A 21,326-nucleotide genomic window follows, 5' to 3' on the forward strand; every position below is an offset into this window, starting at 1 on the left:
CGTCAAGCTATCGCGATATGCGCGACACCGCCTGCACGACATCCTCCGCCATCTGTTCTGCACTGCTCATCCCGTCAACCCGTAACACCGAGACCGCCTGCCGGGATAACCACGCCTCGTGCCACGCTCGGTTGCGTCCTGAAAAGTTCGGATCATCATACTGCGAAGCCCATTCCCGAAAAGCCTCATGTATCTGATACATGTCACCACCTGGCGCTATCCGACCGCCAAAGTGCTCCTTCTCACGTGCGGCCAGCCGTTCAAGGCGAACGGGTGTAGGTGTGACAACGAAGACAATCAGCTCCGCATCAGCGATGAGCGCATCTCCCCAGCCCATGCATGAACCGCTCAACACCCAATCGTCTTTACCGAGTGCTTGCTGCATCAATGACACGCGATCAGCGGGAGGCCGCTTGGTCGTGAAGGGAGGGTCTGTGGGCAGCCAGTAATAATCATCGACATCGACCTGCCTTACATCAAGCCGCGTGGCGAGGTTCTGACCCAAAGTCGTCACGCCCGCACACGAAGCACCTGTGATGTAAATCCGCATTTTTTCCTCCATGAATACACGCTGGTTTCGAGCTCAGGGAGCTACCCGATAAGCAGGCCGACTATGCCGTCCTGCTCTGGTATTTCAGGGCAAAGGTGCTGGGCGGACGGTGTACCATCCCGACGGCATCTGGGCACACACCTGCGGTCTCAGCGGCGTTTCAACGGTGGTATCGCCCTGCGCCGAGAGTTGGCGCACGGCAATCACGCAACCGGCCTTGAACGTGCTGATTTTCAACATTTGAAGTTCCATTTCATCGTCCTTGCCAGGCTCGGGGATGAGCGTGACAGGTGCGGGAAAGCAGGACATTTGCGAGCCGCCCATGGCGAACCCGGCAATGAAGGGTTTACCTGCCGGGATGACATGCTCGTCAAACACCTTGGGCGATTGGTTGATGGCTTTGTTCGCCTTGCTGGCGGGCATGCCGATGATGGTTGGTGGCCGCCACCCTACTATGAAGGGTGCTTATTCGCCCACCTGGCATGTGCGGCTGAGCGGACGCTCGCCTGTGCCTGCTTCAAGCTGAACCCGCCGGCCGTTCACCCAAACGTTCGACCAACCTTACAAGATAGCCATCGGGATCCTGGACGATGAATTCGCGCTGGCCGACTTCTACGTTGTTCGCCCGATACCAGGTGTCTTTGCATGCTCGAAAGAGTGGAAATCCAGCCTGCAAAAGGCCAGGCTGCTTTCCAGGTCAGTGACCATTAACTCTGGAACCAGTTTGCTACGTTCGAACATCAGGTGACTTCCATTTCATTAGGCTTATTCAGCGGTGAGGTTGAACACTCCAGACAGCCAATTCATAACCATCAGGATCGGTGAAATGGAACCGGCTTCCACCGGGGAACGAAAATGTCGCGCGGGTAATTACAGCGCCCAGGGCCTTGAGCCGCTGCTGCGCGGCATCGAGGTCGTCGGTGTACAAAATGATTAAAGGACCACCCGGTCGAACCGGTTCGCCGGTGGTGAAGCCACCGGTAAGGCGGCCATCGCTGAATTCAGTGTAGGTAGGGCCGTAGTCGACGAATGTCCAGCCAAACGCGCTGGCGTAGAACGCTTTGCTGCGGGCAATGTCGCCCACATTGAACTCGATGTTGTCGATTTGCCGATCTTGACCGCGAACACTCATGCTTGCCTCCATGGCTGCTGTTTAAGCCAGCGAGTGTAACGTACTCGCACACCTTCATGAGTGTCGCTTGAGCTTTTACACTGGGCGAAACCGGGTTCGCCAAATGTGCCTATGATGCTTCGAACCTGCGCCATTATCGGCTTGAAATAAGGGAGAAAACACAGTGCTGAAGCTTGGAATCCTGGGTGTGGGTGAGCTGACGGAGAAGGTTGTGATCGGGCTGCGCCGTGGCGGGTTTAACGGGCGAGTGCTGCTTTCTCCGCGCAATCACGAACGTGCACAGCAACTCAGCCGTCAGTGCGCGTGTGAGGTGATGGCCGACAATCAACAGGTCGTTGATGAGGCGGACCTGTTATTCCTTGGTGTGCGCCCGGAGGTGGTCGAGCAGCTGTCCAATGAAATACAGCTCAAACCCCAGCAAACGCTGGTGTCGTTGGTGGCCGGTTTGAAGCGCAGCGAGTTACAACGCTGCTTCCCACAGACGTATTCCGTGCGCGCAATGCTCTCCTATGCGGCCCAGATCAATCAGTCCACGGTGGTGGTCACGCCAGGCGGTGAGCCTCATGAAACGCTGCTGGGCACGCTGGGTTCGTTGATAGTGCTCGACGACGAAGCTGCGTTCGAACTGGCCACCGTTGCGGCTTGCATGAATGGTTGGTTCTACTTCTTCCTGAGCGATCTGCAGCAATGGTTTAACGATAAGGGCTTGTCGAAAGAGCAGGCTGCCCAGCTTGTGATGGGCAACATGCAAGACTGCCTGGCCAGCGCCCGGCACACGCCGCAGGCCAGCCTGCAAGCGTTGGGTGGCGCCATTGCTACGCCAGGGACTTTTACTGCGGCTGGGTTGGAGGTACTCAGGAATAACGGCGCGACGCCGGCATGGAGAGAGGCGTTTGAAGAAGTGCTCAACCGTCTGCATAAAGGTTCGTAGTGGGGCGCTCAAGAAATCGAGTATCTTTAGCCGCCTCAGCCGCGCACGATTAATTGTTCAGGGAAGAATGGAATGGCACTCAGGGTGATGGTGATCGGTGGCTACGGTAACTTCGGCAGCATTGTATGCCGGCATTTGGCCGTAGCGCCGGGCATTGAACTGGTGCTCTCGGGGCGTGATCCCCATAAGTTGCAACGCAAACTTGATGAGTTGAACGCACAGTCGGGCAATGTGTGCGAAGGCTGGTGCGGCGATGCCATGGGGGCCGGTTTCGCTGGCGTCCTGCAGTCTCAGAACATCGGGTTGGTGGTCCATACCGGTGGCCCGTTTCAGGGGCAGTCCTATGCCGTCGCCCTGAGTTGCATCGAGGCGGGCGTGAACTACTGTGACCTGTCTGACTGCCGCACGTTCGTCAATGGCGTGGACGTGCTGGATGCACAGGCCAAGCAGGCGGGCGTCGCCATTCTCACGGGTTGCAGTTCAGTGCCGACGCTCTCGTCGGCGATCATCGATCAGTACCGGTATCGCTTCACGCGCATCGACTCGATCGAGCATGGCATTTCCTCTTCGGCCAAGATGCCGGGCTTGTCGACAGTCGAAGGTGTGCTCGCCTATGCGGGCAAGCCGATCAAGCAGCTCAGGAACGGCCAGGTGCATGAAGTGTTGGGCTGGCAAGACCTGACGCTGCGCAGGCTGCCACAGCTAGGCACACGGGTGCTGGCTAATGTGGACGTGCCCGACATGGATATTTTCGCCAGCCGCTATGGTGCCCATACCTTGAGCTTCAAGGCGGGCGCGGGACTCAAACTGGGAGGCGTCGCCAACTACTTGCTGGCCCAGGCACGGCGGCTGGGGATTGTGCGTGACCCTGCCACCTGGGCCGCACGGCTGCATCGGCTGGGTACCTGGTTCGAACGTTTGGGTGATGGCAAAAGTGCAATGTACATCGATGTGCGGGGCCTGGGTGCCGAGGGTCAACCGTTGTCACTGGCGGTGCAACTGACAGCCTTGAACGACAAAGGCCCGGAAATTCCCAGCTGCGCCGCCGTTGCGCTGGCTATCAAACTCGCCCAGGGCTATGTACCCGAACCCGGCGCGCGGCCGTGCGTCGGTGAGATAAGCGTCGACGAATACATGGCGGCCATCAACGATCCGGCGAACCTGAGCCTGGCTGTGCGTTTTTCAGACGGATATTCCAAGCCACTGCACACAGCGCCAGCCCGGCCACGTTAAGTGACATAGGGTTAAACGCCTCCCTTAGCAGCGCGGGGCTGACCACCGCCACATCCACCAGCAACCCAATCAGTGCCGTCGCCGCCACCGCGATCGGCCAGGGATTGCGTGGTGAAAGCACGATCCATAACGCCAGCGCAATCTCGCCAACCCCCGCCAGCGTTGCGAATAACTGCACCTGCTCGATCCCGTGCGCCTGAAACATCGTCCGCTCGCCGTCGCTCAGCCACAACAGCTTCGGCACCAGCCCATGATAGGCGAACATAAACGCCAGGCCGCCTCGGGCGATCCAGTTGATGCGCACCAGGGCGTTCATAACGGTCTCTTCAAAAAACGCTGCTCATGATCGGAATCCGGTAACAGGCAGGTGTTGTACTTGCCGAAGAGCCGATAGCGATTGCGTGCGATGCGATCGTAAGCCCAATCCCGGAGCCCCCGCGGGATGCCGCGCAACAGCAGAATTGGACGCCACACGGCAGGCAGTTGCGCGATGATTTCGAACACCGCGTCCGAACGCACCCAATAGTGGTGGTCGCGAATCACCGCCAGGGTGTCGAACTGATCCAGTGGCAATCCCGCCCAGGCCAGCAACGCCTGCCCCTCGGGGGATTGCACTGCCGCCAATCGAATACGGCGCGGGTGGTCATGACGAATCAGGAACCTGGCCCAACCGTTGCACAGCTTGCACACACCGTCGAACAACACGACTGTTTCGCCAGGGTTCAGCAAAGGTGCTGGAGAAGGGCGAGTTTGGGATGCGGGCATGAGCGAGGGTCCAATCGGGCGGGCTTAGGCTGGATCATACCCGTGTTCAGCGCGAATCGTGTTGGTTGGATTTCGGTTGTAGCGGCTAGCGAAATTTTAGCTGCGACGCCGATCAAGGGTGGGAGCCGTCGAGCCCCGGCGGAGCTGCGAAGGCGGCGGTAGTGCCAACCTCTTCGTCGCCTGACACACCGCTTTCGCAGCTCCGCACCGTTGTTCTTGAACCTAACGCGAAAGCAAAGGCGCCGCGTCCTTCTCCTCCGACCCCACGTCATGCAACGAAATCCTCGATGTCTCCGGCAGCGCCAACCCGCCCGCCAGTGCCAGCAACGCCACGGCAATCAGATAAAACGCCGGTGACAGATTGCTCCCCGTAGTGCTGATCAGCCATGTCGCCATCAGCGGCGCGGTTCCGCCGAAGATCGTATAAGCCACGTTGTAAGTGATCGCCGAGGCGGTGTACCGCGTGCGCGTCGGAAAAGTCTCCGACAGCAACGCCGCCGTGACCACGCCACACAAAACTGCGCCCACCGCCAGCAACATCACCCCGACAATAGACGCCGCAAACGAACCCGAACTGGCCATCAGGAACGACGGAAACACCACCACGATCAGCAAGGCACACGCCGTCATCACCGTGACCCGGCGCCCGACTCGATCTGAATACAACCCCGCCAGCGGGCAGATCGCCGCCGCGAAGATCAACGCAATCAGCGACACCAGCAAAGCCGCCGCCCGAGTCAGTCCACCCGCCACTTGCAGGTACGTCGCGAAGTAGGTGGTGAACATATAAAACGACAGCGCCGTCAGCGACACAAACGCGCCCAGGCAGCAGATCGCCGCACCATGGTTGCGCAAGGTTTCCTTGAGCGGGGAGTGGGCGACTGCGTGCTCTTGCTTAACGGCCTGGAAGGCTGGCGTCTCATCCAGCTTCCAGCGCAAGTAAAGCCCTACCAGGCCCAGCGGTGCGGCTATCAGGAACGGCAGGCGCCAGCCCCAACTGCCCATCGCCTCGACGGATAATGACGTCTCAAGGGCGTAAGCCACCACAGCTGCGGCGGCGAAGGCGGAAAACGTCGAGACCGGTACGAAGCTGCCGTACCAGGCGCGTTTGTCACTGGGCGCGTGCTCCATCAGGTAGGCACAGGCTCCGGCGTATTCGCCCCCGGCTGAGAAACCTTGGGCGCAACGGATCAGCGACAAAAGAATCGGCGCCGCGACGCCGATGGCCGCGTACGTAGGGAGCAGGCCGATCAAGGTGGTGGCGCCTGCCATCAGCAGGATTGTCATGGCCAGCGTGCGTTTGCGGCCAATCCGATCACCGAGCATGCCGAAGAAAATTCCGCCCAAGGGCCGGAAAGCGAAGGCAACGGCGAATACGGCGAAGGTTTTCAGCAGCGCGGCGCTGGCGTTGCCGCTGGGGAAAAATTGTTGGGCGATGGTGGTGGCGAGGAAGCCGTAGACGGCAAAGTCAAACCACTCGACGAAGTTACCAATGCCGGCGGCGATGATGACCTTTCGCAGGGTTTGGGGGCTGACCTGTTCGGTGGATGGGCTCGTCATGGGGGAGGGCCTCGGAATGATCGGGGATGATCGATTATCGGGGGAGGCGGTTGGGCCGCGGGGCCCAAAAGAGTCGTCCGCGTAGTCAGTAGCGACTCTATGGGCTTATGGAGGCAGGAATTGGGCCAGGTGAGGCGACGGGCTATCGATGGGCGGGGCTGGATGAGTGTGGCTCGCGCGCAGGCCGAGGTGATCGGCGATAAGTCAGCAGCACAATCCCCGTCACCACGATGACACCGCCGGCCAACTGCCCGGCGCTGAGCATTTGATCGAGCACGATCCAGCCCATCAGCAGCGTCGCCAGCGGCTCGATGTTCATCACTGGCGCATTGCGCGGCATATCCAGTCGGGGGACGGAAATGAACAGCACGATAAAACCGGTGCCATAGAGCACGACCAGCGTCGCGAGTGCCAGCCAACCGGTACCCGTTGCCGGCAAGTTCAGGCCGCCTGGAAGGGCACCGCTCAGGCCGGCCAGGTTGACGCTGCTGAACACGATAAAGATCGTCAGCAGGCTGCGCACGGAACCACGTACCTGGGACAACTTGTGATCGGTGATCCACAGCGCGCAGGCGAATACAAACGCGGCGCAGAAGGCGAGGGTTATGCCGAGTAGCCAGTGCGGGCCGATGTCTGTATTGCTTGAGAGGCGGCCTGGTACGTCGAGGACAAACACCAGCCCCACCAGAATCAAGCCCATCAGCAAGGCGGTGCGAGCAGTGGGTCTTGGGCCGCCAAATGCCCAGGTGAGCAGCGCCAGCAAAATAGGGAAAACATTGCCCACCAACAGCGCCACCGCTACGGGTACGCGGGCTACGGCGGAATACAGGCACAGGCTTTGCGCCGCAATAAGTAGGCCCAGCAGTACTTGCCAACGCCATGCACCGGGCGGCAGGCGCAGGCTTTGACGCTGCCACAGCACTAACGCGGCCAGTACCAACAAAGTGCCGCCCGAGCGCAGCACAATGGCCAGCAACACCCCGGCGCCGTCATCAAAAGCTACGCGAGCGGCGATGTGGTTGCCTGCGAAGGCGCAACCCATGCAGAGCAGAATCAACACGGCGATGGGGCGGGAGAATAGGGCGGGTGTGGCTTGGGCAGGGGCAGTCATGGGGAACTCGAGCAATGGACGCCATCGTCGTGGATGGCTATTTATTTTTAGGTTGTCGTACAACTTGGTGGTGGGAGTTGTAGCCTGTTTGACGCGAAGGGGCAAGGAGGCCGTTTAAATAGTGAGTTCAGGCTTTGGCTTTGCCGTCGAATCGCTGTCACCAAGTGGGCGCACATCTGCGCCCGCACGGCTCATTGATGAAACCGCCTCCCCAACGCATCCAACCTCACCGCAATCGGCGGTAACCGTTCACTGCTCCTCGCCAACATCTCCACATCATCCGCTGTGCTCTGCGCAATGGTTTGCACAGACTGCAACCGCCCGACGATCTCCAGGTTCGCCGAGGTTTGTTCGCGGGTGGTGGTCACGATCTGCCCATTCAGGTCGTCGATGTGTGCGATGTCATTGCCTACCGCGCGCAGCATATCGACCGCCACCTGGCTGTCTTCCACGCAACGTTCGACGCCTTGGCGGCTGTCGTGCATGGCTTCTACGGCTTGGCGACTGCCGTGTTGAAGGCCTTCGATGATGGTTTTTATTTCCTGGGTGGACACCGCCGTGCGCTGCGCCAGGCTGCGGACTTCGTCGGCGACCACGGCGAAGCCACGACCTTGCTCGCCGGCGCGGGCGGCTTCGATGGCGGCGTTGAGGGCGAGGAGGTTGGTTTGGTTGGCGATGCTACTGATGACTTCCAGTACGGTGCCGATGTGTTCGGCTTGTGTGGCCAGGCCTTGCACGGTCTCGTGCGTGCCGTTGATGCGTGAGGCCAATTGGGTGATTTCCTGCTGGGCGCGACTCACGCTTTCCTGGCCGCGCAGGACTTGTTGGCTGGCCTTGCCCGCGTGATCCACGGCGTGTTCGACGTGTACGGCGATGTGGCCCATGGCGACTTCCATGCGCTGCATCGAGCCGGTCATCTGGATGATTTCTGCCAACTGATGCCGCGCGCCTTTTTCCAGAGTGCCGCTGGCGTCTGCCAGTTCCTGGCCGAGTTGGCCGAGCCCGTGGGAGTCGCGGGCGACGCCGTCGATCAGGTGGGTGATCTGTTGCAGGAAGTGGTCGAAACGCTTGGCCAGGGAGACGTGCACAGTGCCTTTGTCAGCATTGTCGGCTTCAACGGTGAGCTGGGAGGTGACCGCGAGCATTTTCTCAAGCATTTCCTGGCTTTCGACTGCTTCGGCCTGGCTGTGCACGGCCAGGTAGAGCAGGGCAACGGTTTCCATCACCACGTAGAAGGCGTGAACGAACACCATGGTCCAGCCACCGTGGTGTTCCATCACGAACACCGGGAAACCTTGATGTTGCAGCGCATGGAACACGACGTGGTGCACGGCAATTGTCGCTGCTGCGATCAGGATCGGCAGCCAGTCGCGATAAAACGTCAGCACGGCCAGCAGCGCGAAGATCCCGAAGTGCGCTTCGATCACCCCCTGCGCCTGGTTGATGTGCAGTGCAGCCATCACCATCAGGCCCGCGCCTAATGCGCAGCGCATCACGCGGGTTCCGCCAAGGGCTCGATAAAGCGCAGTGAGCACCACGCCGGTGCCGCCGCCCACGATCACGGCCTGCATCAATGTGTCGTGCCAGAACGCCAGGCCCAGCGAGAACAAAAACATCAGCCAGATCAACGCCAGCATGATGCGGTCGGCTTTACGGTAGTGCTCGAAAAAACGCGCGCGGGTGTGCATTCACACTGACTCCATAGGGTTTGGTTGGAACAAAACGGGGGCAGGGTGGAGCAAGTGGGGTGTTTTTGTTTTTTATTGGATTGAGTTTTGCCAAACGCATATCGGCATCATCGAGAGGAACTTTAGAGACGGCTACCCAGTCGGGTAGCCGAAGATGCGTCGATGATTAGAAGCTGTACTTGGCCGTCAGCGTCATGTTGCGCGGGTTGCCGTAGGCGTCACCGCCGTAGCTCACCGAGTTGGCAATGGTTGTGTAGTGGCGTCGGTCGAAGATGTTGTTGGCGTTGAGTTGCAGGTCAAGGTGATCGTTGACCTTGTAGCCGGCCATCAGGTCGGTGACGGCGTAAGCACCTTGTTCGAGGCGGTAGTAGCTGCCATCAGCCAGCTCAAGGTCGTTGTACATGCGGCTCTGCCAAGAGATGTTGCCACCCACGCGGAGTTTTTCCAGTGGGCCCTGGAAGTTGTAGCGGGTGGTCAGCTTGAACAGATGCTCCGGCGTATCAGTGTCGAACTGCTTGTTGACCTTCTGCGGGTTCGCTTCGTCCTTGATGGTGTGTGTACGCGCGTAGGTGTAGCCACCGCCGACCTGCCAATTCTCGGTCAACGCGCCCTGCAGTTCGACGTCGATACCCTGGCTGCGAATCTCGGCGGAGGCTTCAGAGCAGGAGGCTTGTGGGCAGTTTGCCACGGTCACACCCACTGCTCGGTTTTCCTGGTCGACGCGAAACAGCGCCAGGCTCGCATTCAGCGCGCCACCCAGGTATTCGCCCTTGATCCCCACCTCATAGTTCTTGCCGACGATCGGCTTGAGTGGGTTGCCTGAAGTATCTTTGTCGCTCTGTGGCGTGAAGATGTCGCTGTAGCTGACGTAGACCGAGTGGTGATCGTCCAGGTCGTAGATCAGGCCTGCATAACGGGTGAGGTTACGGGTCACCTTGTAGTCGCCGGTATCGCTGCCATGGGCATCGTAGTCATACCAATCCAAACGTCCGCCGAGGATCAGCTTCAATGGGTCGGCCAGGCTCAGGCGTGTGGTGACGTAGAGACCGTCCTGGGTGGTGACGGTGCGGTCATTGGTCGTGTGCACAAAGTCCGGCTTGCCTGCCGTGAGCGGCCAGTTGGAGTTGTACGGACTGTAATTGTGGGTGGTCATGTCGTAGATGCGGCGGCTGGCGCCTACCACCAGTTCATGGGTGCGCCCAAATGCCTGAAACGGGCCGCTGGCAAAGGCGTCAACGCCGGCCTGGTTTTCATCGTAGGCGGCCTGGTAGACCGTGCGGGCCAGCGTGTTGTTGACCCAGCGTGACTGGTAGGAGCCAGAAAACAACGCGTTCTGCTCGGCGTAGTTGGCGTTGACCTGAAGCTTCCAGTCGTTGGCCAGGCGCTGACGCAGCTCGGCGAACACTGTGTTGATCTCCTGGTCCTTGTTCTCCCAGTCGGTGCCGGGGTTGTACGAGCGCGGCAGGTCCAGGTGATGGCCATCCTGGCTGACCATCGAAGAGCCCCAGAAGTAATTGGTCTTGTCCTTCTGGTTTGAGAAACCGAGGGTAAGGGTGGTGTCTTCGCTCAAGTCGGCTTCGGTGACGGCATAGAACAGGCCGTGAGTGTCCTCGGCTTTATCGATGAAACTGTTGGCGTCGCGGTATGAGGTCACCACCCGCCCGCGCCAAGTGCCACTGTCATTGAGCGGGCTGGAAGCGTCGAGCTCGCCGCGGTAGTCATCCCAACTGCCGGCGGCGCCGGTCAGGGTGACTTTCTGCTCGTCCAGTGGGCGCTTGCGGACCAGGTTGATCGCGGCCGAAGGGTTGCCCGCGCCAGTTACCAAGCCGGTGGCACCGCGCACAACCTCGACACGATCAAACATCGCCAGGTTCGGCTGAGCGCCCACCGTTGAGCCGTTATAGCCGCTGGGGATGCCGTCATACATGAGGTTGTCGATGTCAAACCCGCGCGAGGTGTAGGACTGCCGCCCAGGCCCGCTGGAGTAGTTCAGGAACAACCCGGGAGTGGCATTGACCACGTCGTTGATGCTGGTCATCGCCTGGTCGTCCATACGTTGACGCGTGATAACGGTGACAGCCTGCGGGGTCTCACGCATGGTCAATGGCAGCTTGGTCGCCGTTTTCATCGCGCCGGTGGTGTAGGACTGCGTGCCTTCGGTGGTTTCGCCAAGCTGCTGCTCCCCGGAGATTTGCGTGGCGCCCAGCTCAAGCGTGGCTGCCGGCGCTTCGGCGTCTGCGGCAAAGGCCGCTTGGGTGCTCGCAAGACAGACAGCCAACGCCATCAAACTGGGTGAAAAACCTTTGCCGCCGTGTTGTTGCACAGACATGGAACTGACTCTCCCCGAACGCCGTCCCTGGCGAATAATAAAGATGTTGATAATTATTCGCATAAGTTTGGCAGATTGAGTCTGGGGGAAAAAGCCTTCACAGAGAATTAGTTAACGAATTTTTCACATGTAGTGTGTGGGGCGTTTAGCCGTCAATCTCCAAACGCACGGCAGGTAGGGGCCGCTCAGTCGCGCTTGGGAATGGCCACCCGGCTTGTCGCTTTCACCTCTCGCAACGCCAGGCTCGACTGGATCGACGCAATCCCCAACTGGCGCCTCAGCACGCTCTCGACAAACTCGCTGTAGCTGTCCAGATCTTCCGCCAGCACTTGCAACAGGTAATCCGCATCACCTGTGATCTTGTGGCACGACAACACCTGCGGCAGCTCTTTCACCACGGCCTCGAAGGCGTCAGGCGCATGGTCGGTGTGGATGGCAAAACGCACATGCACAAAGGCCATGATGTCCAGCCCGAGCATCTTGCGATCGAGGTTGGCCTGGTAGTCCTTGATCACGCCTTCTTCTTCCAGGCGTTTGCGTCGCCGCCAGCAGGGCGTGAGGCTCAGGGATAAACGCTCGCTGAGTTGAGCGTTGGAAATACTGGCGTCTTTTTGCAGCAGGGCGAGGATGGCGAGATCAGTGTCATCAAGAGCGACCTGTTTGGTTTTATTTTTCATAAGTGTGAGCCCGTGAGGTAAATATTCCCGATAAAGCTAACAGTGCCGTAAGTAAAAGCAAAGAAAGCCCGGCGTAGCCAGAACAAAATAGACCCTGTCTTTTACTGGCGGATGACCCTCATGCTGACTGTTTTTAGCGAAGCCCACCGTTTGCACCATGGCACCGAACTGAAGGACGGCGTGCTCAAACCCTCGTTCGAACAACCGAGCCGCGCCGACACCGTGCGTGACCGCGTCAGGCAGGTTGGGCTGGGCGATATCATCGTACCGCGGCGCTTTGACCGGGCCTGTTATGTCAACGCCCACAGCGAACGCTACGTGACCTTCCTCGAAACTGCCTGGGCCGAATGGACCGCCATCGGCCGCAGCCATGACGCGCTGCCCCTGGTGTGGCCGGTCCGGGATTTGGCCAACCAACAGGTGCCGGATTTCATCGACGGCAAGTTGGGTTTCTTCGCTATGGACGCCGGCTCGCCTATTACGCGCACCACGTGGGATGCGGTAAAAACCAGCGCCGATATCGCCTTGACCGGCCTGGCACTGTTGGATGAAGGCCATTACAGCGCCTTCGCCCTGTGCCGCCCTCCGGGCCATCACGCGGCGCGTGAATACATGGGCGGCTATTGCTACCTCAACAACGCCGCGATTGCCGCGCAGCAAGCCATCACGAAAGGCGCCAAGCGCGTGGCGGTGCTGGATGTGGATTTTCACCACGGCAACGGCACGCAGAATATTTTCTACGACCGTCCGGACGTGATGTTCATTTCCCTGCATGGCGACCCGGCGGTGTCCTATCCGTATTTCTCCGGTGCCGGCAGTGAGCGCGGCGCAGGTGCGGGGGAGGGCTTCAACCTCAATTATCCGTTGCCCAAAAACACCACCTGGGACCACTACCAAACCGCCCTTGTCGACGCCTGCCAACAACTGCGCCGTTTTGCACCCGACGTGCTAGTGATCTCCCTCGGTGTCGACACCTTCAAGGATGACCCCATCAGCCACTTCCTCCTCGACAGCCAGGACTTCCTCGGCATGGGCGAAATCATCGCCAGCGTTGGCGTGCCCACGCTGTTCGTGATGGAAGGCGGCTACATGGTCGATGAAATCGGCATCAATGCCGTCAACGTGCTGCACGGTTTCGAAAGCAAAACCCAATAACAACAACCGTCGACTTTTTTCTGCCAAAACTCAAAAACATAAAAAGAGGTTTTGTGATGAAAACAACCACGCCTGGGCTTTGTGAAAAGCCTGCGTTGCAACGTACCCTGAGCAACCGCCATATCCAGTTGATGGCCATGGGCGGTGCGATCGGCACCGGCCTGTTCATGGGCTCCGGCAAAATCATTGCGCTGTCCGGCACCTCGATCATCCTGATCTATATGATCATTGGGCTGTTCGTGTATTTCGTGATGCGCGCCATGGGCGAGCTGCTGCTGTCCAACCTCAACTTCAAGAGCTTCGCCGACTTTGCCGGGGCGTACTTGGGGCCGCGCGCGGCGTTCTTTCTCGGCTGGTCGTACTGGTTGAGCTGGAGCGTAGCGGTGGTGGGGGATGCGGTCGTGGTCGGCGGCTTTTTTCAGTACTGGTTTCCGGATGTGCCGGCGTGGATCCCAGCGGTGGGCATGTTGCTCACGCTGTTCGCGCTCAACGTGCTGACGGTCAAGCTGTTTGGCGAAGTGGAGTTCTGGTTCGCGATCATCAAAATCATCGCCGTGGTGACCTTGATTGGCGTGAGTGTGGTACTGATCGCCAGCTCGTTTGTCTCGCCGACCGGCGTCACAGCTTCGCTGACCCATTTGCTGGACAAACAGGCAGCGTTTCCCAATGGCCTGTTTGGCTTTTTTGCCGGCTTCCAGATGGCGATTTTTTCTTTCGCCGGCACCGAACTGATCGGCACGGCCGCCGCCGAAACCCGCTCGCCAGAGCGCACGTTGCCCAAGGCAATCAACTCGATCCCGCTGCGCATCATCCTGTTCTACGTGCTGGCCCTGGCATGCATCATCGCCGTGACTTCGTGGCAGCAAGTCTCGCCGAGCAAAAGCCCGTTTGTTGAGTTGTTCCTGGTCGCAGGCTTTCCGGCCGCTGCGGGCATTGTGAATTTCGTGGTACTCACTTCGGCAGCTTCATCTGCCAACAGTGGCGTTTTTTCCGCCAGCCGTATGTTGTTCGGGTTGGCCGACCTGGGTGATGCACCGGGCATTTTTGGGCGGTTGTCGAACAGCAGCGTGCCGTTTATCAGCCTGGCGTTTACCACCGTGCTGATGCTATTAGGGCTGGTATTGCTGTTTGTGGTGCCGGAGGTGATGACCGCTTTCACCATCGTGTCGACGGTGTCAGCGATCCTGGTGATTTTCACCTGGTCGACCATCCTCGCGTCCTACATCGCCTACCGTAAAAAACGCCCGGACCTGCACGCGAAATCCATCTACAAGATGCCTGGTGGTGTGCCGATGGCCTGGTTTTCCTTGGCGTTTCTCGCGTTTGTACTGGGCCTGTTGGCGTTGCGGCCGGATACACGCCTGGCGCTGTACGTGATGCCAGCCTGGTTTATCTGGCTGGGGATCGCTTACCAGTTTTCGCGATTCAAGGGTGCTAGTTGGATGAAGGGGACACACTCGGTCGCAGGTGATCCGCATCAATGATGGCCTTGGCAAACGCCTCGGGCGCCTCCTGCGGCAGGTTGTGACCCACGCCGTCATTGATCAGGCGGAACGCATACTTGCCGGTACAGCGCTTGGCGCAGTCGCCGGGCGCGGAGCGCCGTTGGCGTCACGGTCGAACATGGCGTAGCAGCCTGCAATCCCACCCTCACACCCATCAAGCACACTAGGACAGGTGAGGTTTTACGACAGCACGATCTCGTAAGGCTCGCGCATACGCTCCAGCAGCACCTGGGCCATCATGGGGGCCAGGCCGATTTCCGGATCGCCGGCCAGTTGGCTGGCGTAGGCGTGGGCGGCATGGAGTTTGCGCGCCACGCTCCAGCTGTCCAGACGCACTTTGCGCGCCCGTTGCCAGGGGATGATCGCCCCTTCTCGGGCGGGCCAGTGCCAGGCCCAGATCGGCAATTCATGCAACTGCGCGCCTACCAGGCTGCACGCCTTGGCGCTGGCACGGCCGACTGCGTCATGGTCGGCATTGCCGTCATTGCGCCAGGTGCTGAACACCACGTCGCCCGGTTGCAGGTAACGCGCGATGAACTGGCTCAGCTGTGCTTCCCGGGCGGCGAGGGCGGTATCGCAGAACCCGCCACGTATCCACTTCAGGCTGTGCAACGGCATACCCAGGCGGCGTAGGGCTTCGACACTTTCCTGCGGGCGCACCACGCTCAAGCGGCTCGCCGGCCATATGTTGGACCCCGGGTGGCTGGCACTGCCGTCGGTGAGGGAGATCAGTTGCAGCGGGTGTTCCAGGGTGCTGAGCAACTGCAGCAAGCCGCCACAGGCCAGCACTTCGTCGCCGGGATGCGGGGCGATGATGACCACGCGCGCGCCAGCGGGTACCAGTGAGGACGCGGTGATCGGGAGGATTTGCGCCAGCTGCGGGGCACTGTTCCAGATTTGCGCCGTGCCGCGACGGCCGTCGCTTAAAGAGGCAAGCTTCATGGGGGGTACATCCTTGTCGATTGATGCTGTGGGTCGTGCCCGTTGACGGGACGACTCTCTTCTATCCACCACAGGCTCCGCCGCAGTGGCTGCATGGCACTCCAACCGTGGAATACCAGCAAGGCGTCCTCAGCATAGACAAGGATTGGTCGCTTTTACATTCAGTAACGCCGTTTTTTAAGTGGCGTGCATCAAACTCTTCAAATAATCGCCAAACCCGCCTTGTGCGCGGGCGTCCAGGCGCGCACTGGTGATCACTTGCGGCGTATGGCTCCAGGCGATGGAGGCGCCGCACCGCTCAAGGTTGCGCACCAATTGGACATCTTCATGGCACGCCAGCGGTTCGAAACCGCCGGCGCGCACATAAGCGCCAGCGCTTACGCCCAGGTTGGCACCGTGGATGTGCCGATGACCGTCACGGGCCTCATAACCTTGCAGATAACGAATGTGTGCAGCGGGATCGTAATCTTCGCTCCAGGCGTCCACCGTGACAGTGCCGCACACCGCATCCACCCCCAGTGCCAGCTGCGCCACCAGCCAGTCCGGGGCAACCCGGCTGTCGGCGTCCGTGCAGGAGATCCAGCGCGCGCCCTGATTGAGCAGGTGGCGCGCGCCAATCCCGCGCACATGCCCCACATTGCGCGCCTGGGCTTCGAGGTAATGCACCGGGTAGGCCTGGGCAATGGCGGCACTGCCATCGCTGCAACTGTCGAGCACGACCAAGATAGTGACTGTTTCGCCCATCAATCCGGGGTGGCCAGCCGCGATCAGCGCCGCTTCAAGGCAGTCGCCCAGCAACGCCTCTTCGTTGTGTACCGGGATCAGAATACCGATCATCGCAAGCCCTCAAGGGTGGCGACCGAGGTGCCATCGCGGCTCCATAGATCAAGAAGAAAGTCGTGTTCGTGATGGCTTGCGATCCGCGGCATATCCAGGCGCTGCTGGAGCAGCGCGTGCACCTGCTCGGCAGTCTGCGGGCTACCTTCGATAGGCGGGCGCCAATGGCAAGCCAGCACTTGGCCGTCATCGGTAAGCGAAGCGCGGGCGCGATCAATCAACTCGCTCAGGTCGTTTGCGTCGAGGTAGTAGCACAGCTCGCTCAATACGATCAGATCGAAATGACCGGTGGGCCAATGGCCCGGCAAACGGCTTTGCTGCACCTGCGCATGCGGGAAACCCAACAGCCGGCTACTCGCCAACGCCACGGCGGCGGCGGCGGTGTCGCAACACAGCAGGCGGTCGCAACGTGGCGCCAGCTCGAAGCTCAGCTCGCCATTCGCGCAACCGGGCTCGAACACCGAGGCATAGCGCGGCCGCGTGAGTATCGCCAGGGTCAGTGCGCGTTTGCGTCGCTCGTACCAGCGCTCGCGAAAGGCCCAGGGATCGTCGTTCTCGGCGAACAATTGGTCGAAGTAAGGCGTGGCCACACTCATACGAACACCACTTCAAAGGGCTGCAACAAGCGCTCCACCACATAGGGCGCGAGCACTGGCGCGAGGCCGACCAGCGGGTCACCTTCCAGCTGGCTGGCGAAGGCATGGATGGCATGGCGCTTGCGGGCGACGGCTTCGCAGCTCAGCGCAATCTTGCGCGCGCGGTGCCAGGGCACCAGGCTGTTTTCGGGGGTTGCCCAGTGCCAGGTCCACACCGGTACCTCATACAGGGTTGCGCCCACGGCCTCGGATGCCTTGGCGCTGGCACGGCCAACGGCCTCATGGTCGCAATGGCCGTCTTCACGCCACGTGGTGAACACTACATCGTTGGGTTTGAGATAACGCTGGATAAACGCAGCGAGTTCATCCTCGCGCGCCGCGACCTTGCTGTCGCTAAAGCCCGCGCGCAGCCATTTCAAGCTGTGGGCAGGCAGGCCGAGACGATGCAGGGCCTGTGCTGACTCCTGGGGGCGCACCACGCTCAAGCGCTCGACCGGCCAGCGTTGCGAACCGGGATGACTGGCGCTGCCATCGGTGACTGAAATCAACTGTATTGGCCGGCCCAGCGCCGCCAACCCCTGCATCAGCCCGCCGCAACCCAGCACTTCGTCATCCGGATGCGGGGCAATGATCACTGCACGATGGCCTTCAGGCACCAACTGCTCGACGCTGATCTGTGGCAACTTGGCCATTTTCGGCGACGCCTGCCAGTGATGCAGCGGCGTACCCTGGCCCACAATCGGATTGGCTTTCATAGCTGCCACCTTCCTGTGGGGGCGCCCGCGGCCAGTTCGCCAAGACCGGCCAAGTCGCGCTCGGCATGGCTTTGGCGCACATACACCGGCAGGTCCGCCATCAACTGGGCGAAGTGCGGGTCCTTGCAATACGGACCCGCACCGACGGCGCGGCCAACGTGGCGAATCACTTGCTCAACGGTGTCTTCGATGCAGGCACGCGTCTGCTGGGCCAACGCCCTGGCGTCAGCCTGCGGTTCTCGGTCGAGGTGTTTGGCACTGGCGCGCAGCACGCAGGCGGCACTGTTCAATGCACTGTCGACGGCGCCGAGATGGGCGAGGGCATGCGGTTCGGGTCGCTTGCTGCAGTGTTCGAGCAAGACTTGCGCCAGGCGTTGCGCCGCGCCGTACCAGCAGGCTGCGATGCCGATGCCGCCTTGCCAGAAACCGGGGCGGGTGAGGTAATCACCGGGGCTGCCCACGGCAAGCCCCCACGCCCCATCAAACACGACTTCCACACTGCCGGTGGCCGCCATGCCCACGGCATTCCAGCCCTGGTCAGTCACGGTGATGCCGGGTTGGTCCATGTCCACCGCCACCAACTGCTGGCGATCTTCTTCGTCCCAGGCCGTCAACAACCCATGACTGACCACCGCCGCGCCAGAGCACCAGGCTTTACGCCCTTGCACCAGCAGGCGATGGCCCTCTTTGCGCACATGCAGCTTGGCCGTGGGGGGTTCGGCTGCCCACATACCCCACGTACTGCCCAAGGGCGGCAAGGGGCTGTTGAGCTCGGCGATGATTGCCAGGGCATCGGTATGGCCTTCAAACAGCTTGCACAGGCGCAGGTCATGACCTGCCACCTGCGCCAAGCGGCTGAACCGTTCCAACGTCTGGCCGCTGCCCGGCAACGGCAGTTGGTCCAGGCCTTCCTCCTGAAGCGCCTTCAGGGCCGCGCCCAGGGCTTGCGTGTCCGCATAGCCCCGGTAGCCTTGAAGGAGTCCATGCAACGCCATCTCACACCTCGTCTTCGTGCTGCAGCTCAAACAGTAGCAACGAGCGGCCGGTCACCGCGTATTCATGTTCAAAGTCGAAACGTTCCTGACCACGCACCGCGGGCTCGTTGGTGTCGAGCATGCAGGACCAGAACTCACCCTCTGGCACAGGCGGCAGGCGGAAATTGACCATGTCGTGGTGGGCGTTGACCACCAGCAGCAAGGTCGCATCGGCGCCGGCACGGCGAATCCCGGTTTCCTGGGCGCGGCCATCCATCAACATCCCCAGGCAACGGCCGTGGCTGTCGTGCCACTGTTCGGTGGTCATCTCGGTGCCATCTGGCGATAGCCAGGTCACGTCCTTCACGCCGATATCTTCGTTGTAATCGCCCACCAGGAAGCGTCCACGACGCAGGATCGGGTAGGTCAGGCGCAGCTTGATCAGGCGCTTCACAAATTTGAGCAGCGCCTTGCCGTCGTCGTCCAAATCCCAGTTGACCCAGCCGATCTCGCTGTCTTGGCAGTAGGCATTATTGTTGCCGTGTTGGGTGCGGGCAAATTCGTCACCGGCCACGAGCATCGGCGTGCCTTGGGACAACAGCAGCGTTGCGAAGAAGTTACGCATCTGGCGCAGGCGCAGTGCGTTGATCTCCGGATCTTCGGTCGGGCCTTCTACGCCGTGGTTCCACGAAAGGTTATTGTTGCTACCGTCCTGATTGTTCTCGTCGTTGGCTTCGTTGTGTTTGTCGTTGTAGGACACCAGGTCGTGCAAGGTGAAACCATCGTGCGCGGTGATGAAGTTCACCGAGCTGTAAGGGCGGCGGCCACGATGATTGAACATCTCACCCGAGGCGGTCATGCGCGCAGCGAAATCCGCCAACTGGCCGTCATCACCTTTCCAGAACGCGCGCACGGTGTCGCGGAAGCGGTCATTCCATTCCACCCAGCCCGGCGGGAAATTGCCCACTTGGTAGCCACCAGGGCCGCAGTCCCAAGGCTCGGCGATCATTTTCAGCTGGCGCAGCACCGGGTCCTGGCGGCAGGCCACGAGAAAGCTATGGCGCTCGTCGAAACCGTCGCGATAGCGCCCGAGGATGGTCGCCAGGTCGAAGCGGAAACCGTCGACGTGCATTTCCGTCGCCCAATAACGTAGCGAGTCAGTGACCATCTGCAGCACGCAAGGGTGGCTCAGGTCCAAGGTGTTACCGGTGCCGGAATCGTTGATGTAGAAACGTTTGTCATCCGGCATCAGGCGGTAGTACGAGGCGTTGTCGATACCACGCATGGACAGGGTCGGGCCGCGTTCGTTGCCTTCGGCGGTGTGGTTGTAGACCACATCGAGGATCACCTCGAGCTTCTGTTCATGCAGGTGCGCGACCATCTCCTTGAACTCGGCGATCTTGCCGCTGGCCAGGTAGCGCGGGTCCGGGGCGAAAAACGCGATGCTGTTGTAGCCCCAGTAATTGGTCATGCCTTTTTCCAGCAGATGCTGGTCGTTGACGAATGCGTGTACCGGCAGCAATTCGACGGAGGAAATGCCCAACTGGCGGATGTGCTTGAGTACATCATCTTCCATGAGACCGGCGCAGGTGCCGCGCACGGATTCGCCCACGGAAGGGTGGCGCATGCTGATGCCGCGCAAATGGGTTTCATAAATGATCGTACGGTCCCACGGCACACGCACCGGCTGGTCGTTGCCCCAGGTGTGCGCCGGGTCGATGACCTTGCATTTGGGCACGAAGGGCGCGCTGTCGCGTTCGTCGAAGCTAAGGTCGTCGTCGGGGTGGCCGATGGTATAGCCGAACAGCGCCTCCGACCATTTGAGTTCGCCCACCAACTGTTTGGCATAGGGGTCGATCAGTAATTTGTTGTGGTTGAAGCGGTGGCCGTTGGCCGGGTCGTATGCACCGTAGACACGGTAGCCGTAAATCAGCCCAGGGTGGGCGTCGGGCAGGTAACCGTGGAAGATTTCGTCGGTGTATTCCGGCAGTTCAATACGCTCCAGCTCAACCTCACCGGTGTCATCGAACAGGCACAGCTCAACCTTGGTGGCATTTGCTGAGAACAGTGCAAAGTTGACGCCCAGACCATCCCAGGTCGCGCCAAGCGGGAAGGGCAAACCTTCACGAATCCGCGACGGTTCGCTGTCCGGCGTCGGTGAGGTTTTATCGGGTTTGCTCATTGTGTTGCTCCTGCAGGGTCTTTTTTCAGGCCGAACGCGGCCGTGCTGACGAGATTTCAGCTGACAATTTGGAATAAGAAATCACCGCTTGCCGACGGCGTCGGCAAGCGGTGTGAGGTCAAGACTTGGGCTTCTTCGGCGCCGGCGGCTTTTTAGCGGCCGCTGGTGCTGGCTTGCTGGCCGCAGGTGCCGAAGGCTTGGCCTTTGGCGACGGTTTAGGCGCGCTTGCCTTGGGTTTAGCCGCCGCCTTTGGCTTGCTTGGCGTCAAGGCCTCGGCTTCCGCCAGCTTGCGCGCCATTTCCCAGTGCCGCGCATCTTCACCGTGGGGTTTGCCTTCGGACTCCCAGATCTGATGCGCCAGCTCGCGTATGCGTTTGTCTTCAGTACTCATCACAATGCTCCTC

The 21,326-nt window shown here is 60.5% G+C and carries 21 protein-coding genes and 1 pseudogene; 4 read left to right on the forward strand and 18 right to left on the reverse strand.

Annotation, left to right across the window (positions count from 1 at the left end):
- Positions 1-7 precede the first annotated feature (7 nt).
- The 4 genes and pseudogenes from AACY36_RS07640 to AACY36_RS07655 all read right to left on the reverse strand — a co-directional run bounded on the left by AACY36_RS07640 (position 8) and on the right by AACY36_RS07655 (position 1,682).
- Complete coding sequence (locus tag AACY36_RS07640; protein ID WP_339416025.1) at positions 8-550, reverse strand: ATP-binding protein; 543 nt, start codon at positions 548-550, stop codon at positions 8-10.
- An 84-nt stretch (positions 551-634) separates the two neighbouring features.
- On the reverse strand, positions 635-973 hold the full coding sequence (locus AACY36_RS07645; protein ID WP_339416026.1) for a hypothetical protein: 339 nt from the start codon (positions 971-973) through the stop codon (positions 635-637).
- A gap of 94 nt (positions 974-1,067) precedes the next feature.
- Positions 1,068-1,223: pseudogene (locus AACY36_RS07650) on the reverse strand (VOC family protein); the annotation flags it as partial.
- A 96-nt stretch (positions 1,224-1,319) separates the two neighbouring features.
- Positions 1,320-1,682, reverse strand: coding sequence for a VOC family protein (locus AACY36_RS07655; RefSeq protein ID WP_339416027.1), 363 nt, complete (start codon positions 1,680-1,682; stop codon positions 1,320-1,322).
- 163 nt (positions 1,683-1,845) lie between these two features.
- On the opposite strand from AACY36_RS07655, the gene AACY36_RS07660 reads away from it, so the two are divergent.
- Together AACY36_RS07660 and AACY36_RS07665 are read left to right on the forward strand one after the other, a co-directional pair.
- Positions 1,846-2,613 (forward strand): NAD(P)-binding domain-containing protein, encoded by a 768-nt coding sequence (locus AACY36_RS07660; RefSeq protein ID WP_339416029.1) that lies wholly within the window; start codon positions 1,846-1,848, stop codon positions 2,611-2,613.
- Positions 2,614-2,685: 72 nt separating this feature from the next.
- The gene (locus AACY36_RS07665) at positions 2,686-3,846 is read left to right on the forward strand and encodes a saccharopine dehydrogenase family protein (protein WP_339439119.1); all 1,161 of its coding nucleotides are present in this window, start codon (positions 2,686-2,688) and stop codon (positions 3,844-3,846) included.
- Here the strand turns inward: AACY36_RS07665 and AACY36_RS07670 are convergent.
- The 7 genes from AACY36_RS07670 to AACY36_RS07700 all read right to left on the reverse strand — a co-directional run bounded on the left by AACY36_RS07670 (position 3,758) and on the right by AACY36_RS07700 (position 11,976).
- Positions 3,758-4,162 carry a DoxX-like family protein gene (locus AACY36_RS07670; protein WP_339416031.1) on the reverse strand — a complete coding sequence of 135 codons (405 nt, stop codon included), beginning with the start codon at positions 4,160-4,162 and terminating at the stop codon, positions 3,758-3,760. The genes AACY36_RS07665 and AACY36_RS07670 overlap by 89 nt on opposite strands.
- Positions 4,159-4,611 (reverse strand): thiol-disulfide oxidoreductase DCC family protein, encoded by a 453-nt coding sequence (locus AACY36_RS07675; RefSeq protein WP_339416033.1) that lies wholly within the window; start codon positions 4,609-4,611, stop codon positions 4,159-4,161. The genes AACY36_RS07670 and AACY36_RS07675 overlap by 4 nt, the downstream gene beginning before the upstream one ends.
- 222 nt (positions 4,612-4,833) lie before the next feature.
- The gene (locus AACY36_RS07680; protein WP_339416035.1) at positions 4,834-6,171 is read right to left on the reverse strand and encodes an MFS transporter; all 1,338 of its coding nucleotides are present in this window, start codon (positions 6,169-6,171) and stop codon (positions 4,834-4,836) included.
- A 142-nt stretch (positions 6,172-6,313) separates the two neighbouring features.
- Positions 6,314-7,282 carry a DMT family transporter gene (locus AACY36_RS07685; protein WP_339416037.1) on the reverse strand — a complete coding sequence of 323 codons (969 nt, stop codon included), beginning with the start codon at positions 7,280-7,282 and terminating at the stop codon, positions 6,314-6,316.
- 191 nt (positions 7,283-7,473) lie between these two features.
- Positions 7,474-8,970 (reverse strand): methyl-accepting chemotaxis protein, encoded by a 1,497-nt coding sequence (locus AACY36_RS07690; RefSeq protein WP_339416039.1) that lies wholly within the window; start codon positions 8,968-8,970, stop codon positions 7,474-7,476.
- Positions 8,971-9,136: 166 nt separating this feature from the next.
- Positions 9,137-11,299 (reverse strand): TonB-dependent siderophore receptor, encoded by a 2,163-nt coding sequence (locus AACY36_RS07695; protein ID WP_339496861.1) that lies wholly within the window; start codon positions 11,297-11,299, stop codon positions 9,137-9,139.
- Between the two features lie 185 nt (positions 11,300-11,484).
- Positions 11,485-11,976: an Lrp/AsnC family transcriptional regulator gene (locus AACY36_RS07700; protein WP_339496862.1), complete on the reverse strand. Its 492-nt coding sequence runs from the start codon at positions 11,974-11,976 to the stop codon at positions 11,485-11,487.
- Positions 11,977-12,096: 120 nt separating this feature from the next.
- Between AACY36_RS07700 and AACY36_RS07705 the strand changes: the two genes are divergently transcribed.
- A complete protein-coding gene (locus tag AACY36_RS07705; protein ID WP_339416042.1) occupies positions 12,097-13,131 on the forward strand; it encodes a histone deacetylase family protein in 1,035 nt (344 codons plus the stop codon).
- A gap of 56 nt (positions 13,132-13,187) precedes the next feature.
- Positions 13,188-14,615 (forward strand): amino acid permease, encoded by a 1,428-nt coding sequence (locus AACY36_RS07710; protein ID WP_339416045.1) that lies wholly within the window; start codon positions 13,188-13,190, stop codon positions 14,613-14,615.
- Between the two features lie 201 nt (positions 14,616-14,816).
- Here the strand turns inward: AACY36_RS07710 and AACY36_RS07715 are convergent, their stop codons facing one another.
- From AACY36_RS07715 to AACY36_RS07745, 7 genes are all read right to left on the reverse strand, one after another.
- Positions 14,817-15,578: a PIG-L deacetylase family protein gene (locus tag AACY36_RS07715; protein ID WP_339416047.1), complete on the reverse strand. Its 762-nt coding sequence runs from the start codon at positions 15,576-15,578 to the stop codon at positions 14,817-14,819.
- A 177-nt stretch (positions 15,579-15,755) separates the two neighbouring features.
- Positions 15,756-16,415 (reverse strand): glycosyltransferase, encoded by a 660-nt coding sequence (locus AACY36_RS07720; RefSeq protein ID WP_339416048.1) that lies wholly within the window; start codon positions 16,413-16,415, stop codon positions 15,756-15,758.
- Positions 16,412-17,011, reverse strand: coding sequence for an SAM-dependent methyltransferase (locus tag AACY36_RS07725; RefSeq protein ID WP_339416049.1), 600 nt, complete (start codon positions 17,009-17,011; stop codon positions 16,412-16,414). Before AACY36_RS07725 ends, AACY36_RS07720 begins: the two co-directional genes overlap by 4 nt.
- Positions 17,008-17,766 carry a PIG-L deacetylase family protein gene (locus tag AACY36_RS07730; protein ID WP_339416050.1) on the reverse strand — a complete coding sequence of 253 codons (759 nt, stop codon included), beginning with the start codon at positions 17,764-17,766 and terminating at the stop codon, positions 17,008-17,010. Before AACY36_RS07730 ends, AACY36_RS07725 begins: the two co-directional genes overlap by 4 nt.
- The gene (locus tag AACY36_RS07735; protein ID WP_339416051.1) at positions 17,763-18,761 is read right to left on the reverse strand and encodes an acyl-CoA dehydrogenase family protein; all 999 of its coding nucleotides are present in this window, start codon (positions 18,759-18,761) and stop codon (positions 17,763-17,765) included. Before AACY36_RS07735 ends, AACY36_RS07730 begins: the two co-directional genes overlap by 4 nt.
- A 1-nt stretch (position 18,762) precedes the next feature.
- Positions 18,763-20,922 (reverse strand): glycogen debranching protein GlgX, encoded by a 2,160-nt coding sequence (glgX, locus tag AACY36_RS07740; protein WP_339416053.1) that lies wholly within the window; start codon positions 20,920-20,922, stop codon positions 18,763-18,765.
- A gap of 118 nt (positions 20,923-21,040) precedes the next feature.
- Positions 21,041-21,313 carry a DUF2934 domain-containing protein gene (locus AACY36_RS07745; protein ID WP_339416055.1) on the reverse strand — a complete coding sequence of 91 codons (273 nt, stop codon included), beginning with the start codon at positions 21,311-21,313 and terminating at the stop codon, positions 21,041-21,043.
- Between the last annotated feature and the right edge of the window lie 13 nt (positions 21,314-21,326).

Origin of the sequence: Pseudomonas sp. EA_15y_Pfl1_P101 (genome assembly GCF_963970835.1) — a bacterium.
Lineage (GTDB): Bacteria > Pseudomonadota > Gammaproteobacteria > Pseudomonadales > Pseudomonadaceae > Aquipseudomonas > Aquipseudomonas tritici.